The organism is Rhizobium sp. BK316 (assembly GCF_014193695.1).
GTDB lineage: Bacteria > Pseudomonadota > Alphaproteobacteria > Rhizobiales > Rhizobiaceae > Rhizobium.
Genome location: NZ_JACHZR010000006.1, coordinates 143661 through 160903 on the forward strand (window position 1 = coordinate 143661; position 17243 = coordinate 160903).

General features: G+C 59.5%; 18 protein-coding genes. 7 read left to right on the forward strand and 11 right to left on the reverse strand.

What is annotated here, in order from left to right:
* Window positions 1-78: 78 nt before the first annotated feature.
* Window positions 79-708, reverse strand: coding sequence for an ATP-dependent Clp endopeptidase proteolytic subunit ClpP (gene clpP / locus FHT87_RS26005; RefSeq protein ID WP_183730247.1), 630 nt, complete (start codon window positions 706-708; stop codon window positions 79-81).
* Between the two features lie 382 nt (window positions 709-1090).
* On the opposite strand from clpP, the gene FHT87_RS26010 reads away from it, so the two are divergent.
* Complete coding sequence (locus FHT87_RS26010) at window positions 1091-2344, forward strand: GGDEF domain-containing protein (RefSeq protein ID WP_183805670.1); 1254 nt, start codon at window positions 1091-1093, stop codon at window positions 2342-2344.
* A gap of 57 nt (window positions 2345-2401) precedes the next feature.
* Complete coding sequence (locus FHT87_RS26015; protein WP_183730252.1) at window positions 2402-3646, forward strand: cytochrome P450; 1245 nt, start codon at window positions 2402-2404, stop codon at window positions 3644-3646.
* Window positions 3647-3729: 83 nt separating this feature from the next.
* On the opposite strand, the gene pstB is transcribed toward FHT87_RS26015, so the two are convergent.
* From pstB to FHT87_RS26060, 9 genes are all read right to left on the reverse strand, one after another.
* A complete protein-coding gene (gene pstB, locus FHT87_RS26020) occupies window positions 3730-4539 on the reverse strand; it encodes a phosphate ABC transporter ATP-binding protein PstB (RefSeq protein ID WP_183805887.1) in 810 nt (269 codons plus the stop codon).
* Window positions 4539-5396 (reverse strand): phosphate ABC transporter permease PstA, encoded by an 858-nt coding sequence (pstA, locus tag FHT87_RS26025; protein ID WP_183730258.1) that lies wholly within the window; start codon window positions 5394-5396, stop codon window positions 4539-4541. The genes pstB and pstA overlap by 1 nt, the downstream gene beginning before the upstream one ends.
* A gap of 2 nt (window positions 5397-5398) precedes the next feature.
* A complete protein-coding gene (gene pstC, locus FHT87_RS26030; RefSeq protein WP_183805672.1) occupies window positions 5399-6376 on the reverse strand; it encodes a phosphate ABC transporter permease subunit PstC in 978 nt (325 codons plus the stop codon).
* 88 nt (window positions 6377-6464) lie between these two features.
* A complete protein-coding gene (gene pstS / locus FHT87_RS26035; RefSeq protein ID WP_183730264.1) occupies window positions 6465-7487 on the reverse strand; it encodes a phosphate ABC transporter substrate-binding protein PstS in 1023 nt (340 codons plus the stop codon).
* A gap of 361 nt (window positions 7488-7848) precedes the next feature.
* Complete coding sequence (locus FHT87_RS26040) at window positions 7849-9975, reverse strand: bifunctional diguanylate cyclase/phosphodiesterase (protein ID WP_183805674.1); 2127 nt, start codon at window positions 9973-9975, stop codon at window positions 7849-7851.
* Between the two features lie 148 nt (window positions 9976-10123).
* Window positions 10124-10468, reverse strand: a complete 345-nt coding sequence (locus tag FHT87_RS26045; protein WP_183805677.1) for a cupin domain-containing protein — start codon at window positions 10466-10468, stop codon at window positions 10124-10126.
* 2 nt (window positions 10469-10470) lie between these two features.
* Window positions 10471-11088 (reverse strand): LysE family transporter, encoded by a 618-nt coding sequence (locus FHT87_RS26050; RefSeq protein WP_183805679.1) that lies wholly within the window; start codon window positions 11086-11088, stop codon window positions 10471-10473.
* 12 nt (window positions 11089-11100) lie between these two features.
* A complete protein-coding gene (locus FHT87_RS26055) occupies window positions 11101-12384 on the reverse strand; it encodes an O-acetylhomoserine aminocarboxypropyltransferase (protein WP_183730378.1) in 1284 nt (427 codons plus the stop codon).
* A 147-nt stretch (window positions 12385-12531) separates the two neighbouring features.
* On the reverse strand, window positions 12532-12960 hold the full coding sequence (locus FHT87_RS26060) for a CoA-binding protein (RefSeq protein WP_183805680.1): 429 nt from the start codon (window positions 12958-12960) through the stop codon (window positions 12532-12534).
* Window positions 12961-13080: 120 nt separating this feature from the next.
* Here FHT87_RS26060 and FHT87_RS26065 point away from each other — a divergent pair, with 120 nt between their 5' ends.
* On the forward strand, window positions 13081-13404 hold the full coding sequence (locus tag FHT87_RS26065) for a hypothetical protein (RefSeq protein ID WP_183730384.1): 324 nt from the start codon (window positions 13081-13083) through the stop codon (window positions 13402-13404).
* Between the two features lie 479 nt (window positions 13405-13883).
* Window positions 13884-14720 carry an EamA family transporter gene (locus FHT87_RS26070; RefSeq protein ID WP_183730386.1) on the forward strand — a complete coding sequence of 279 codons (837 nt, stop codon included), beginning with the start codon at window positions 13884-13886 and terminating at the stop codon, window positions 14718-14720.
* On the opposite strand, the gene FHT87_RS26075 is transcribed toward FHT87_RS26070, so the two are convergent.
* Window positions 14721-15554: an enoyl-CoA hydratase gene (locus FHT87_RS26075; protein WP_183730389.1), complete on the reverse strand. Its 834-nt coding sequence runs from the start codon at window positions 15552-15554 to the stop codon at window positions 14721-14723.
* 352 nt (window positions 15555-15906) lie between these two features.
* Between FHT87_RS26075 and rplM the strand changes: the two genes are divergently transcribed.
* From rplM to FHT87_RS26090, 3 genes are all read left to right on the forward strand, one after another.
* Entirely contained in the window at window positions 15907-16371 is a 465-nt protein-coding gene (gene rplM / locus FHT87_RS26080) for a 50S ribosomal protein L13 (protein ID WP_183730392.1), read from the forward strand.
* Window positions 16372-16374: 3 nt separating this feature from the next.
* Window positions 16375-16848 (forward strand): 30S ribosomal protein S9, encoded by a 474-nt coding sequence (gene rpsI, locus FHT87_RS26085; protein ID WP_183730395.1) that lies wholly within the window; start codon window positions 16375-16377, stop codon window positions 16846-16848.
* A 104-nt stretch (window positions 16849-16952) separates the two neighbouring features.
* Window positions 16953-17243, forward strand: coding sequence for a type II toxin-antitoxin system RelE/ParE family toxin (locus FHT87_RS26090; RefSeq protein WP_183730397.1), 291 nt, complete (start codon window positions 16953-16955; stop codon window positions 17241-17243).

The window sequence follows — 17243 nt, forward strand, 5'->3', positions numbered from 1 at the left end:
CCGCCGCCAGATGAAACCCCTAGTTCAATCACAAATGGGATAGAACTGTGGCGGCGAAAACACCATCCCTATTAATTACTAGGCCTGATCGCCTTCCATTTCGATGCGCGATGTCAGAACCTTGTCGATAACGCCCCAGGTCTGGGCCTCGTCCGCATCCATAAAATGGTCGCGATCGAGGGTCTTTTCGACCTCCTCGTAGCTGCGGCCCGTATGCTTCACATAGACTTCGTTGAGGCGGCGCTTCATCTTCAGGATGTCGCGGGCATGACGCTCGATATCCGATGCCTGACCCTGGAAACCGCCTGAAGGCTGGTGAACCATGATGCGGGAATTCGGCGTGGCGAAACGCATGTCCTTATGGCCGGCGGCCAGAAGCAGCGAGCCCATGGAAGCGGCCTGGCCGATGCAAAGCGTCGAGACAGCCGGCTTGATGAACTGCATCGTGTCGTAGATCGCCATGCCGGCGGTAACTACGCCACCCGGCGAATTGATGTAGAGCGCGATTTCCTTCTTCGGATTTTCGGCCTCGAGGAAGAGAAGCTGGGCGCAGACGAGTGTCGCCATATGATCCTCGACAGCGCCTGTCAGGAAGATGATACGTTCCTTGAGCAGGCGGGAATAGATGTCGTAGGAGCGTTCACCGCGATTGGTCTGTTCCACAACCATCGGCACGAGGGCCATAGCGGTATCGACTGGGTTTCTCATGTGCGTCCTTTTAACGTCTTTCCGGCGAATGCCGGGAATCAAAGAAAAATGCCTTGTCCCTACATAGAGTGTCTCAGCCCCCCTCTTCAAGACACGCATAAGGATAACGTTAAGAAGGGTGGGCGACATATGGCTTTGACATTTCCCTATCCCGTTTCTCCCAAACGCCTGTTAACGGCGAGGCCGGACCTTTCGCTCTCACAGTTTTTCTCTATGACAGGATGAAGGAAGGCTTACCGCGCTCGACAAAAGTCGCGGGCATTTACCGAGCGGAAAGCCTACCAGCAGATATCGGCCCGATTGCCGACTACAGCCTCACGTCATTAATCAAACAGCGAGCTTCTTCGGCAAGGATGCGGCCAACACTCAAGGGGTTGATGCCGTGTTCAATGTCACTACAGGTCTGTCCATCTGGTGCTCCGAAGCCCTGACGCTGGCTCTGGTTCTGTTCGTGGCCTGGCGCCACAACCGGAAAAGCGGCGCCTACCTTTATTGGGGGCTCGGTTTCCTGTTCAGCGGCATCGGCTTTGCGCTTGCTGCGGCCCGCGGCGAAATCCCCAACCTGCTTTCCATCGAAATCGGCAATGCCGTTGCTCTGCTTGGGCAAAGCGCCTGGGTCGCCGGTTTCCTGGCGCTCGACCGCAGGAAGATGGAATGGTGGGCGCTGCTGCCGCCGGCAATCTGGCTTGCAGGCGTCTTCCTGCCGTGGATCAATGAGGATTATTCCAACCGCGTCATTCTCTACAATCTCTCCTCGGCGACCGGCGCCACCGCGCTTGCCATGGCGGTCGCCGCCGGTGACATCCATCGCGAGCGCACACGCATCAAGCTGATGGCGATCTTCGTGCTGCAGGCTTTCCTCTGCTTCGGTGTGGCATTGGCAATGGCGCTTGTTCTCCCTTCGGATGGGGAAGCGACGAATTTCGGCGGTGCGGCCGCCATGGCCACCGCCTTTCTGCTCATCATCGCCTTTGCGCTCACCTGCCGCCTCATCATGGAACGGTCGGAACGCCACCTGCGTTTCCTGACGCTCACGGATTCGCTGACGGGCGTGCTGAATCGCCGCGGCTTGCTCGGCCATTTCGACAAGATCCAGGAAAAGGCCCATGACGAGCAGCATCAGGTCGGCGTCATCCTCTTCGACCTCGACCATTTCAAGCGCGTCAACGACCGTTTCGGCCATCAGTCGGGCGATGCCGTCCTGACCGCCTTCGCCCGCCTTGCCCGCCAGTACATCCCGAACAATGTCTTCGGCCGGATGGGCGGCGAGGAATTCGCAGCCTTCGTGACCGTCCGCGACCAGACGGAAGCGGAAGCGCTGGCGGAATCGATCCGTGCCGAATTCTGCCGCCTGCCGATCAATACCGGCGAGGCACTGATCCCCGCCACCGTCAGCGTCGGCATCGCACTATCCTCGGCGATCGAAGCCAATATCGACCGGATGGTGTCGGCCGCCGACCGGGCGCTCTATTCGGCGAAGGCTGCCGGCCGCAACTGCACCGTGGTCTTCGGCGAGGAGGAAACAGCGGCACCGGTGCCTGGCGAACCGAACACCAATGCCGGCGAACTCGTGCCGACCGTCGACGATCAGGTGGAGGCACTGCGCCGCATGGGTGTACTCTCACGCGCCGGCTGAACCACTATCTCTACCACTATCTTTCCGAGGCCCGGCAAATCCGCTAAGCCTCTGGCCATGATGATACCGCCCTTCCTCAAGATCGATCCAGCAACCCGCCGCGTGTCGCTCGACGGCAGCGACCCGGCCTTCTATGGCAACCCGAACGCGGTTTATGCTGCGCTTCATGCCCATTGTCCCACCTTCTACTGGGAGGAGCAGAAGCAATGGTTCGTCACCGGCTACGATTATGTGAACGGACTGCTGCGCGACCGCCGTTTCGGCCGGCAGATCCTGCATATCGCCAGCCGCGAAGAACTCGGCCTGCCGGAACCGGAGCCGCATCTCGCCGCCTTCGATCTCGCCGAGCGCTATTCGCTGCTGGAGCTGGAACCGCCGGAACACACGCGGCTGCGCACCCTCGTCAACCGCGCCTTCGTCTCGCGCCATGTCGAGAAGATGAAGCCGGAGCTGGAAGAGCTCGCGAATAGACTGATCGACGGCTTCGCCGACAAGGGCGAAGTCGAGCTTCTATCGGCCTTCGCCGATATCATCCCGGTGACGATGATCGCCCGGATGATCGGCATTCCCGAGGAAATGGGGCCGCAGTTGCTGAAATGGTCGCATGCCTATGTGCGCATGTACATGTTCGGGCGCACCCGCGCGGACGAAGATGCCGCCGAACAGGCCGCACAGGAATTTTCCGCTTATGTGAAAACCGTCATCGCCGAGCGCCGGGCAGAACCTCGCGACGATCTTCTGACCCACATGATCCATACCGAACACAAGGGCCAGTACCTGACGGAAGACGAGCTCGTTTCGACGACCATCGTGCTGCTCAATGCCGGCCATGAAGCGACGGTTCACCAGATCGGCAATTCCGTGCGCATCATTCTGGACAGCGGCTACGATCCGGCAGAGCTTTTTCGCGACGAGACCGCCACAGAGCGCACCGTCGAAGAGTCACTGCGCATCTGCGCGCCTGTTCATATCTTCCAGCGCTGGGCGCTCGAACCCGCAGAGATCGACGGCGTGGAGTTCAAGCGCGGCGACAAGATCAGCATGATCCTGGCCGCCGCTAATCTCGATCCGGCAAAGTTCAGTGATCCCCTCACCTTCAAGCCCGACCGCAACGAGGCGCCCAACCTCTCCTTCGGCGCGGGCATTCATTTCTGCATCGGTGCGCCGCTGGCGCGGCTGGAGCTCAATGTCGTGCTGCCGATCCTGTTCAAGCGGCTGCCGAGACTGAAGCTCGCGAAGACGCCCGTCGTCAAAGACGTCTATCATTTCCACGGCCTCGATCGCCTGGATCTCGTCTGGTAGAGCATCGATCCGACACCTGAAAATAAAAAGGCCGGCATGCTCATCGCGTGCCGGCCGTTTCTTTTCCACAAGGGAAAGTCGTATCAGCCGTAGCGACCGGTGATATAATCTTCCGTGCGCTGGACCTTCGGCGACTGGAAGATCTGCGCGGTCGGGCCGTATTCGATCAGCTCGCCGAGATACATGAAGGCGGTGTTGTCGGAGATGCGGCTTGCCTGCTGCATGTTGTGGGTGACGATAACGATCGTAAACTCACCCTTCAACTGCGCGACCAACTCTTCGACCTTGGCAGTCGAGATCGGGTCGAGGGCCGAGGTCGGCTCGTCGAGCAGCAGGACTTCCGGACGCAGCGCCACGCCGCGGGCGATGCAAAGACGCTGCTGCTGACCGCCGGAAAGGCCGAGGCCGCTGCCCTTCAGCTTGTCCTTGACCTCATCCCAGAGGGCCGCCTGACGGAGCGCCTGTTCGACGCGGACATCCATGGCGGCCTTGTTGAGGCGCTCATGGTGGCGAATGCCGTAGGCGATGTTGTCATAGATCGACATCGGGAACGGCACAGGCTTCTGGAACACCATGCCGACGCGGGCGCGCAGTTCGTTCATCGAGAAGCTTGGATCGAGGATGTTCTTGCCGTCGAGCTTGATCGAGCCGGTGGCGCGCATCTTCGGATACAGCATGTAGATGCGGTTCAGGATGCGCAGCAGCGTGGACTTGCCACAGCCGGACGGACCGATCAGGGCCGAGACCTGGCGCTCGGGAAACCTCAGGCTCACATCCTTGATCGCGTGGGCGTCACCGTAATAGAAATTGACTTTCTCGAGAGCGATCTTGTCTTTGGCTGTCGACTTTTCCGACTTGCTGGCGGTCTCGAAAGTGTCTGCAGGCTGAAGCATCATTTCCCACCTTTTTGGTTCAGGACGGAGCGCGATACGACGCTCAGGATCAGAACGACGGCCGTCATTACGAAGGCGCCGGCCCATGCAAGATTCTGCCATTGCTCATAGGGGCTCATGGCGAACTGGAAGATGACGACGGGAATGTTCGCCATCGGCTGCGACATATCGAGGCTCCAGTACTGGTTGTTCAGAGCCGTGAACAAAAGAGGCGCGGTTTCGCCCGAGATGCGGGCGATCGCAAGAAGGACGCCGGTCAGGATGCCGGTGGAGGCGGCGCGGTAGAGGACGTCGACCGTGACCTTCCAGCGCGGGATGCCGAGCGAAAGTGCCGCCTCACGCATGACATCGGGAACCAGCCGCAGCATCTCGTCGGTCGTGCGCACGACGACCGGCAGGAAGATGAAGGCAAGCGCGATGCCGCCGGCAAAGCCGGAGAACCGCGCCGTCGGGCGAACGACCAGTTCATAGACGAACAGGCCGATGATGATCGACGGCGCCGAGAGCAGGATATCGTTGACGAAGCGGATCGCCTCGCCGAGCTTCTTGCCTCGAGCGAATTCCGACAGATAGGTACCGGCCAACACACCGATCGGCGTGCCGATGACGACGGCCAGAGCGACCATCAGCAGGCTGCCCATGAAGGCATTGCCGAGACCACCGCCGTCTTCACCGGGAGGCGGCGTCATTTCGGTGATGAGGCTGGGGCTCAGCGCAGACAAGCCATGTACCAGCGTCGTCCAGAGGATCCACACCAGGAAGACCAGGCCAAGTACGGTGGCAATGCCGCAGAGCGTCAGCGCGATCATGCTGCCAATCTGGCGGCGGCGGTAGAGAGAACCTGAATAGGTAGCCATGATTACTCTCCCCTCTGCCTTGCCATGCGCACCAGCATGAGCTTGGCAGCCGCCAGAACGACGAAAGTGACGACGAAGAGGATGAGGCCAAGGGCTGCGAGCGACGACCGGTAGAGGTCATCCGAAGCCTCGGCAAACTCGTTGGCGAGCGTCGCGGCGATCGAGGTGCCCGGCTCCATCAGCGACACAGCAATATTATGGGTGTTGCCGAGCACGAAGGTCACCGCCATCGTCTCGCCGAGCGCGCGGCCGAGGCCAAGGAAGATGCCGCCGACGACAGCCGTGCGGGTGTGCGGAATGACGATGTCGCGTACCACTTCCCATTTGGTCGAACCCAGCGCATAGGCCGATTCCTTCAGCTGTGACGGGACAACCAGGAAGACGTCGCGCATGACCGAGGAGATGAAGGGGATGATCATGATCGCCAGCACGATGCCTGACGTCAGCATGCCGATGCCGAGCGGAGCGCCGGAAAACAGCGCGCCGATCAGCGGGATCGGGCCTAGCCAATCGATCAGCAGCGGCTGGATGTAATCGGACATGAAGGGAGCAAACGTAAAGAGACCCCACATGCCGTAGATAATCGAGGGGATACCGGCCAGAAGCTCGACTGCACCGCCGATCGGCCCACGAATGGAGCGAGGCGCAACTTCAGTAATGAAAACCGCGATACCGAGGCTGACAGGAACGCCGATGATCATCGCGAGTGCGGAGGTGACCAGCGTGCCGTAGATCGGCACCAGACCGGCGAACTGCTGGGCAACCGGATCCCATTCGGTGCCGGTCAGGAAGCCGAAGCCGAAGGTCCGGAACGCGAGAAGCCCGCCCATGGCCATGGAAATCGCCGCTGCCAGCAGAGCGGCGAGAACGAATAGGCCGCAGCCCAAAACCATCCAATAAAAAATACGATCGCCTGCGGCGCCGTCGCGGCGCTTCACGCTCGCGGTATCGGCGGGCAGCGATGCCAATGCTTCGCTCATATCCGTACGCTCTGCTGCTTTGAGGGGGTGTCAAAGGCATCAGGGACGAGAAGCAAAGCCTCCCGCCCCGACCGCAGTTTCGTCGGGATCAGCTCTTGAAAGAGGCCGTCCAGTAATCTTCGATCTGCTTCACCAGCGTGTCCGGAAGCGGAACGTAGTCAAGCGAGGACGCTTCCTTCTGGCCCTTTTCGAGAGCCCACTTGAAGAAAGTGAAAGCAGCCTTGGAGCGTTCAGCGTCCTTCGGCTCCTTGTACATGATCGCCCAGGTGGTTGCCGTGATCGGCCAGGCCTTTTCGCCCGGAGCGTTGGTCATGATCAGGTAGAAGTCCTGAGCCTTGCCCCATTCCGCGCTGGCAGCGGCAGCCGAGAAGCTTTCAGCGTTCGGCTTCGGATACTGGCCGGCAGCGTTTTGGATGAGAACGTAGGGCAGCTTGTTCTGCAGAGCGTAGGCGTATTCGACGTAGCCGATCGAATCCTTGACGCGGGTGACATAAGCAGCAACGCCTTCGTTGCCCTTGCCGCCGATACCAACAGGCCAGTTGACGGCGGTGCCTTCCCCGACCTTCGACTTCCAGTCCGGATTGACCTTCGAGAAGAAGTTCGTCCAGTTGAAGGAAGTGCCCGAGCCGTCCGAACGGTGGACAACGGCGATCTGGCTGTCGGGCAGCTTCAGGCCCGGGTTCAGATCGGCGATGGCCCTGTCGTTCCACTTGGTGACGTTGCCGAGATAGATGTCGGCGAGAACCTTGCCCGAGAGCTTCAGTTCGCCTGATTTGATGCCCTTGACGTTGATGACCGGAACGATGCCGCCGACAACCAGCGGGAACTGGCCGAAGCCGCCAGCGGCCAGATCCTCCGGCTTGAGCGGGGCGTCGGAAGCGCCGAAGTCAACCGTTGCGGCCTTGATCTGGGCGATCCCGCCGCCCGAACCGATCGACTGATAATTCAGCTTGTCGCCGGTTTCCTTGTTGTAGTCTGCCGACCACTTCGAAAGAACCGGGTAGACGAAGGTGGAGCCAGCGCCGGTAATATCGGCAGCGGAGGCCGAAACTGCCAGAGCGGCAGCCAGGCCAGCGCCGAGGCAGGCCGAAAGAAGTTTCTTGGTGAGCATTTGCGACTCTTCCCTGATGGAACTGGAGGACGACGAGGTCCCGCGCCATGGAGGGGGTGTCCACTGTCGAGGGCGCAGAATTTCCTCGTCACGGACAGTGGGGCTAGGCGCCTATTATTACAGTTTGATGACGATTTCCGACGGTCACTGCGACGTGCAAACCTGTGCATAAGTCGCTGAAGTCACTGACTTTCCGAGTGAATCGTCCATTCACAGCGCCTTGGCGTAGGACGTGCGGACCCATTGCCGCAGGGCTGTGGTCGATTGCCGCAGCAGTGCATGAAAATGTCGTCTTCAGACATCGAAATGTTCAGAGGACCGGACGATCACCTCAGACGCGTGTGCCGCAATCCATGCGACATCACGCTGCATGCTCTTGAAGTTTGCTGGATATGTCGAGCGCCGACATAGGCTTTCCGATCAGATAACCCTGCAGTTGGTCACAACCGGCTTCTCGCAGGATCGCCGCCTGGCGCGAGGTCTCGATGCCCTCTGCGGTGACGGGAATCTGCAGAGCGGTCGCCAGAGAGATGGTTGCCCGCAATACGTCGGCGCCATTCGAGCCTTGGTCGAGAGCGGATACGAGCGAACGGTCGATCTTCATTCGATCAAACCCGAACTGCCGCAATGCGCCAATGCTTGCATAACCGCAGCCAAAGTCATCAAGCGCGAATTTTATACCGACCTGTTTGAGGTGATCTATGGACCGGCGAGCCTGTTCCGGGTTTGTCATGAGAACGCCTTCGGTGATCTCCAGCGTCAGGCGCTTCGGATCAAAATCGAGCTCCTGTAGGAGCGAGATCACTTCGCCGGCGAATTCCGGATTGCAGAGTTGGACCGGCGAAACGTTTACCGACAGCGCCAAACCGGGCCAGTTCTTCGCGTGCTCGATCGATGTCTTCAGCATATGAACGCCGAGTGCATCGATAAGGCCGCACCTTTCGGCGAGCGGGATGAAGATCTCGGGGCTGATGTTTTCTGTTGGGGTCCGCCAACGTGCAAGTGCTTCAAGACCAGTGACAGCGCCTGTGGTGGCGGAGACGAGCGGCTGGAAAAAGGCTTCGATCGTACCATTACTGATAGCGCTCCTGAGTAAACCTTCCATTTCGGCGACCCTTTGGCGCTCCCGATCCAGCTCTGGATCGTATTCGATCGCCCGGCCTCTGCCATTTGCCTTGGCGCGATAGAGCGCCATGTCCGCCCTGCGGAGAAGCTCCAAAGGCTCGATGTCTCCGTCACGTGCGGCGGCTCCGATGCTTGCGCCGACTTCGATCGTCCGCCCATCGATTTTGAAGGGCTCGGTGAACAGCGCCAGAATAGTCTCTTCTATCTCTTCACGCGCGGCGGTTCCAATCTGCACCAGCGCAAACTCGTCGCCCCCCAGCCGGGCCGCCGCAACAATTTCAGGGTGGCAGGCGATCAGCGCGTTCGAGACGATGCGGATCAAATCATCCCCTACCGCATGCCCCCAGGCATCGTTGACAGCCTTGAATCCATCGAGATCGATCAGATAGAGCCGGGGCGGCGCAACATCAGTGTTTTCCAGTTCTTCCAGCAGTGCAAGAAGCCCGTGCCTGTTCAACAGGCCGCTCAGGCTATCGTGGTTCGCTTCGAAAATCGCCGCTTGCGCCAATCGGCGCAGGCGCCGGGCCTCCAATGCGCCCACCAGCAGAACGCCCCCAAGAAACATCACAAGGATGATGACCGCGGCCGCAACGTAAGGATAGACTTGGTGAAACACGGCGTTTCCGGGCGCTTTGCTGGGCCAGACAAGATGGCCAATGACACCACCCTTGATGTCCGTGATCGGTGTGTTCAGCCGGCCCGGCTCGGGCGCGGCTGCAAGGCGCAAGCCTTCGAGTTCGTGCTCGTTCGAAAAAGTGTCTAGGACTTCCGACGTAAGATCCTTGTAGAAGCTCAGCACACTCAACTTCGGAAGCTCGCCTTCCGCGGTGAAAGGCTGGATTGCCTGCGACACGATCAGCGCGATTCCCGTTTCAGTCCGGATGAAATTGACGACCGGCGCCTGTCTGGATTCGGCGGCTTTGTTGATCTGCTGGTAAAAGCCTTCACCGAAAAAAACACTTGGCTGGATGGGCTTGCCTTTGGCATACGCGGAGACGACCGAAGAGCGGTCGGGGCCGATCACGACGGCGCCGTCGTAGAGCGGATAATCCGCGCTGGTTTTTCCCCAGTTCTCATAGGCCCAATCCGCGGCGGCGGCAGATGAGATCGCGTTATAGGCGTCATCCCATGCGGCGTTGTCCGTGGTTGTCGCGCTCAAGCGACTGATAAAGGCCGCAATCGCCGCACGGGCGGCGCGAGTGGCCCTGGCATCATCGATCTGGTTTGCAGATCGGGTCATCGTAACGACGACATGGGCCATGAGGCCTGTCAGCACGAGAGCGACGACAAGGAAGCAGACGGTTGTCGCAATGATGGAAGATGTTTGAGTCCGAACGCGCCTACCCGCAAGATTCGACGACATGCCAATCCCGAAAAGATGAATTGCAAGGGCATGTCTTTGGTGACGGCAGGAGACATCATGTCCGCAATGCGCTGCAGATGAGGTCTAGCATTTGATGATGTAGGCGCCGTTAATAAGAATGCTCAAAAAGCTTCTATCCGGTCGCCGCTCAAACCTTGATCACATAATCCTTGCGAGTCGTTTCAACGACTTCCCAGGTTCCCTTGAAGCCGGGCCTGAGGATCATCCGGTCACCCGCCTTTAGATGAATCGGCTCGCCGCCGTCTTCGGTCACGATGGAATGGCCGGAGAGGATGCTGAAATATTCCCATTCCTCATAGGCGATCCGCCACTTGCCGGGCGCCGCCTCCCATATGCCGGCATAGAGGCCGCCTTCGGCCTCTTCCAGGTTCCAGGTGCGGAATTGCGGATTGCCGGAAATGATGCGTTCGGCGGCTGGCGCGCCGATTTCCGGTTCGACGCTGTCGATATCGAAGGGGATCGCGTTTGTCATGGTCACCGCGCCGAAGTCAGAAGTTTCAGGCCGAAGCCCATGAAGATGACACCGGCCGCGGCATCGAGTGCCTTGCGGCCGCGCGCATAGGCACCGGCAACGGCCGGATTGCGCAGCACCGTCAGCACGAACGTGTACCAGAGCGAGGAGACCAGAACCATCGCGGCGACGGCCGCCGCACCCTGCATCCAGCTGTGCTCGGCCGGAAGCGTAGCGGCAAAGAGAGAGGCGACGAAGACGGCCGATTCCGGATTGGCAAGGTTGGTGGCAAGCCCCGAATAGAAGGCCTGTTTCGGAGCGATCCCCGCCCGACCGGCCTGCGGCGCCAACCCACCTGCCCTGCGCCTTGTATTCCAGATGAGCCTAGCGCCGAGCCAGCAGAGATAAAACCCACCGGCAATCTTCAGGGACAGATAGGCGAAAGGTGCCGCCGCAAAGAGCGCGCTGATCCCCAGCCAGCCGGCGAGCCCCCAGCAGAAAGTGCCGAGGATGACGCCGGCGATGACGGCCACCGCGGCGCTGCGGGATCCCTCCAGCGCCGTTCTGACGACGATGAAGAAGTTCGGCCCCGGCGTGATGGCGGCTACCGCCCAAATGGCCACAACGGAAAGCAGGAACATGAAGGCCTTTCCTCAAATCTTCGACAACGACTGTTCGAGATCGGCGATGATGTCCTTCACATCCTCGATGCCGACCGAGAGGCGCACCACGTCCGGCCCGGCGCCGGCGGCGATCTTCTGCTCGTCGGTCAGCTGCCGGTGCGTGGTGGAGGCCGGATGGATCACGAGGGAGCGCGTATCGCCGATATTGGCGAGATGCGAGAAAAGCTCCAAGCCCTCGACCAGCGCCTTGCCGGCCTCGTAACCGCCCCTGACGCCAAAGGTGAAGACGGAACCTGGGCCTTTCGGCGAGTAACGCTGCTGCAGAGCGTGGTTCGGGTCGTCCTCCAGACCGGCATAATTTACCCAGGCGATCTTCGAATGGGCCTTCAGCCATTTGGCGACATCAAGCGCGTTGTCGCAATGGCGCTGCATGCGCAGCGGCAGCGTCTCGATGCCGGTCAGGATCAGGAAAGCGTTGAAGGGCGAGATCGCCGGGCCAAGGTCGCGCAGGCCGAGCACGCGGCAGGCGATCGCGAAGGCGAAATTGCCGAAGGTCTGATGCAGGACGACGCCGTTATATTCCGGGCGCGGGCTTGACAGCATCGGGTAGTTGCCGGTCTTCGACCAGTCGAAAGTGCCGCCATCGACGATGATGCCGCCCATGGAGTTGCCATGACCGCCGAGGAATTTGGTCAGCGAGTGCACGACGATATCGGCGCCATGTTCGATCGGCCGGATGAGATAGGGTGTGGCCATTGTGTTGTCGACGATCAGCGGCAGATCGTGACGATGCGCTATTTCGGCGATGGCCGCAATATCGACGAAGGTGCCGCCGGGATTGGCAAGGCTTTCGATGAAGATCGCCCGCGTCTTGTCATCGATCTTGCTCTCGAAATCATCGGGATTATCTGGATCGGCCCAGCGTACCTGCCAGCCGAAATTCTCGAAGGCATGGCCGAACTGGTTGATCGAGCCGCCGTAGAGACGGCGGGCGGCGACGAAATTCTCGCCGGGGCGCATCAGCGTATGGAAGACGATCATCTGCGCCGCATGGCCGGAGGCAACGGCAAGAGCTGCCGTGCCGCCTTCAAGGGCCGCGACACGTTCCTCCAGAACCGCCTGTGTGGGGTTCATGATGCGGGTGTAGATATTGCCGAACTGCTGCAGGCCGAACAGTGCCGCGGCATGGTCGGAATCGTTGAAGACGAAGGCCGTCGTCTGGTAGATCGGTGTTATCCGCGCGCCGGTCGCCGGATCGGGCTGTGCACCCGCATGGATCGCCAGCGTGTTGAATCCCGGATCGTTTTTGGCCATGTCGTCCTCCCGTATTGTTGTTGACGGGCGCGATCATAACCACTCGAATGTGAAAGTTAACCGCGATCTTTTTCAACCGCGGCGCCTTCCGAGGAAAATCCGTTCTGCCCGACGGCGTCAGCCGAGAAGGCCTGGATACTCACAGCGTCAGCCGAAAAGACGCGGATATTCGATCGCCGGGCAGCGGTTCATCACGACTTTGATGCCACCGGCTTCGGCTTTGGCGGCGGCCGCGTTGTCGCTTACACCGAGCTGCGCCCATACGACCTGCGGGCGGGGCTCTAGCGCCAGCGCCTCATCCACCACCCCGTCAAGATATTCGGATGCGCGGAAGACATCAACCATGTCGACCGGCTCGGGAATGTCGGCAAGGCGGGCATAGACGGTCTGGCCGTGGATCTGCTTGCCCGCCTGCCCCGGATTGACGGGAATGACCCTGTAGCCGCGCGACAGGAGATAGCCCATGACACCATTGCTCGGCCGGGCCGGATTGGGCGAAGCCCCCGTCAGCGCGATGGTTTTCACGGATTTCAGAATGCCGGAGAGATAGTCGTCGGCATAGGCATCATGGTTCATATCTGGTGTCTCCAGTCTGGTGTCTTCAGGAGGCGGATTTGACAGTCGCTGATCATTGAAACCGGGCGGCCTGTTTCAACGTATATATAGGTGCCGGAAATATCAGGGAGAAATTGTGCCATGAAAAAGGTAATCCTTGCGCTCGCGCTCGTATTAGCTGCCTCGCCGACGCTTGCGATCTCACGCTACAATCCGCTTGCCATGAGCTGCCAGAGCGTGCGGGCGGCGATCCATAACGAAGGCGCCGTCATCTTTCGCTACACCTCGCCGCGCGGCCTTCCGCTCTACGACCGCTATGTCCGCAACAGCAACTACTGCGACGCGACCGATTATGCGGAATGGACGAGCATTCCCTCCAAGGACAATCCCAGGTGCCGGGTGCTGAACTGCCAGAATATAGACAACCTGGACGGGACGTTCTTCATTCCACACTACAGCCTCTAATTCAGCATTTATTCGGAAATGTGAATATTATCGATCCTTTCGCATGCGCGAAAGGATCGATGTTCAATCCAAGGATACAAAAATCTCAAAAAAATCGCTTTCGGTTGTAAATTTACAATTATTTCAAAGTTATAGAATAATGTCTATATTTCAGCATCATAGGATTCTCGACATTCTCTTTCTCCACAAGAACTTCACCTTTCATGCATAATTTGATCATGATATGTTCACACGTTCATTAGAAACATCTCATAGTTGAATAAGGTGAGTATAATTGACGTATTTCGAGCGCACGCAGAAATTGCTACAACGGTGAGCAATTGTTCACCTAACCAATCCATGTTATTCAAATTCTGAACATGCGGAATACACCTTCAGATTAAATCGCGCAAATACAGGTTGCCGCCATAAGGCATGACCAAACGGAAAAGTTGTGATACTTTCCTATATTTTGTTGCACTGCTCCCGGACCAGCCACCTTGCCCCTCGACGTCGTTCTTCTCGTCCTTTTCGGTGCTCTTCTGCATGCAACATGGAATGCCATCATCAAAGCGGGTACCGACAAGTCGCTCGATGCGGCGCTGATCTCTGCAGGCGGCGCGGTCGCCTCGCTGCCTTTCCTGCTGCTGCTTCCCCTGCCGCAGCCGCAGGCCTGGCCTTTCATCGGCGCCTCCGCCATCCTGCAATTTGCCTATTTCCAACTGGTCGCCGCCGCCTACAGGGCGGGCGATATCGGCCTCGTCTATCCGCTGATGCGCGGGGCAGCGCCACTGCTCATCGTCGCTACCAGCGGCTTCATCCTGGGGGAGAACCTGACGGGTCGAGCGCTTGCCGGTACCATGACGATCTGCGCCGGCATCCTCACACTCGCCTTCGAAGCGCGCCACGGCAGCCGCCACGCGATCATGCTGGCCCTCGTCAACGCCTGCGTCATCGCAACCTATACCTATGTGGACGGTATCGGCGCCCGGCTTTCCGGCAATGCGGTTTCCTACACGCTGTGGATGTCGCTTCTGCCGCCGGTTCTGCTCCTTACCTGGGCGGTCTCCCAACGCGGTCTGGCGACTGTCGGCAAGCACGTCAGGCGCAACTGGTGGCGTGGGCTGATCGGCGGGGCGGGCTCGATCGCGTCCTACGGGCTGGCACTCTGGGCGATGACGAAGGCGCCAGTTGCGACCGTGGCGGCGCTACGCGAAACCGCCATCCTGTTTGCGCTTGCCATCTCGGTTCTGGTGCTGAAGGAAAAGGCCAGCGTCTGGCGCTATCTTGCCGGCATCATCATCGCGCTCGGCGGGCTGATCCTGAAGCTTGCCTGATCAATCGTCCTTCCACTCGGGCGTACGCTTGCCGAGGAAGGCCCCGATGCCTTCTTGCGCATCGCCGGTCAGCATGCTGTCGACCATAACGCTGGCGGCATAATCATAGGCTTCCTGAATGGGCATCTCCAATTGCCGGTAGAAGGCCTCCTTGCCGATCCTCAGCGCCTGCGGCGACTTCGAGGCGATGACGGAAGCGTATTTGCTGACGACCTGCGTGAGATATTGCTTCGGCACGATGCGGTTGACCAGACCGAAATCCTTGGCAGTCGAGGCATCGATCGTCTCGCCCGTCAAAAGCATTTCCATCGCCTGCTTGCGGTGGGCGGCGCGGGAGACGGCGACAGCCGGCGTCGCGCAGAAAAGGCCGATATTGACGCCCGGCGTGCAGAAGGTGGACGTATCCGTGCAGATCGCAAGATCGCAGCTTGCGACGAGCTGGCAGCCTGCCGCCGTCGCGAGCCCGTCGATCTCGGCGATGACGGGCTTCGGAAGGCGGCTGATCTCCAGCATCAGGTCGGCGGCCAGCGCGAAGGTCTCTTCGAAGAAGGCGATGCCATCATCCTCGTCGGCGCGGTGGGCCGTCAGTTCCTTGAGGTCGTGTCCGGCGGAAAAGACATTGCCGGTCGATGCGATGACGACGATGCGCACGTCCTCGTCGTCGGCCGCGCCCTGCAGCTCGCCCATCAGCGTTTCCATTGTCGATATCGACAGGGCATTGGCCGGCGGATTGTTGAGCGTCAGGCGCAATATGCCACCGGAAAGCTGACGGAGCACAAGGGCGCCTTCGCCCGAATTGCTGTTGTCCTTGCGGAAGGATACGATTTCGGCCATGGCATGTTCCTGTCGCTGTCTCTATCCCGTCCTTGTGCCACAAGGGTGCGGCGATTTCGAGCCGAATACGGCATTGCAGGGCCTCCTAAAGGGCAAAACCTCCTGCTTTCAGGCGCATCAAAGTGAGGTATTCAAATACCTCACACTTAAGTCATTGTTTTCAAATATCTATTTTTCCGATCACCAGAATCGCTCATATTGACCCGATAGGGGTTTGCCGCTATAAGCCGCGCCGGAAATGCAGCCTTTCGGGGCTGTTTTCTTTTTTGGTCTGTCTTTCGATCAGCCAAGCCAAGCAACAAGAAACGCCCCTTCGCCTTCGGGCATGGGGATCCAAGAGAGAGTGACAATTATGGTAACCTTCTCCCAGAAGCCTGCAGAGGTGGAGAAGAAGTGGGTCGTCATCGACGCCGAAGGGCTCGTCGTTGGCCGTCTCGCTTCCGTCATCGCTATGCGTCTGCGTGGCAAGCACAAGGCAACTTTCACGCCTCACGTTGACGACGGCGACAACGTTATCGTTATCAACGCTGACAAGGTCGTTTTCACCGGCAAGAAGTATTCCGACAAGGTTTACTACTGGCACACCGGCTATGCCGGCGGTATCAAGGAGCGTACGGCTCGTCAGATCATCGAAGGCCGCTTCCCGGAGCGCGTCCTCGAGAAGGCTGTTGAGCGGATGGTTCCCCGCGGCCCGCTCGGCCGTCGCCAGATGAAGAACCTGCGTGTTTACGCCGGCCCGAACCATCCCCATGAAGCCCAGCAGCCGTCCGTCCTCGACGTGGCCTCGCTGAACAAGAAGAACGTAAGGAGCGCCTGATAAATGGCTGACCTTTCCTCCCTGAAGGATCTCGGCACGTCGTCTGAAGTAGCAGCTGCTGCTCCGGCTCACGTCCGCAAGGTCGACTCGCTTGGCCGTTCCTACGCGACCGGCAAGCGCAAGAACGCCGTTGCCCGCGTTTGGGTCAAGCCGGGCTCCGGCAAGATCATCGTCAACGGCAAGGAATTCGCGGAATATTTCGCACGTCCGGTTCTGCAGATGATCCTGCGCCAGCCGATCGTCGCTGCTGCCCGCGACGGCCAGTTCGACATCATCGCCACGGTTGCCGGCGGCGGTCTCTCCGGACAGGCCGGTGCTGTTCGCCACGGTCTGTCCAAGGCCCTCACCTACTTCGAACCGGGCCTGCGCTCGGTCCTGAAGAAGGGCGGCTTCCTGACCCGCGACAGCCGCGTCGTCGAACGTAAGAAGTACGGCAAGGCCAAGGCCCGCCGTTCGTTCCAGTTCTCGAAGCGCTGATCGCTTTCTGGATATGCTTTCATGGAAAGGCCGGGTTTTCGCCCGGCCTTTTCGTTTGTGCTGTAATCTTTTGACAAATTCCCACTGTGAATTATAATTCACACATGATCGAAGTTCGTCAGACCGCCTTATTCACCAAATGGCTTGGCGAGCTTCGGGACGGAAACGCCCGGATGCGCATTGTCACGCGGATTCGCCGTCTGGAATTGGGAAATCCCGGTGACGTGAAGCCAGTCGGTGAAGGCATCAGCGAAATGCGCATCACCTATGGCCCCGGCTATCGCATCTATTTTGTACGGACAGGCGATACGATCGTCATTCTTCTCTGCGGTGGAGACAAATCCTCGCAGAACCGCGACATCGCCTTGGCGAGGCAACTGGCAAAGGAGATTTGA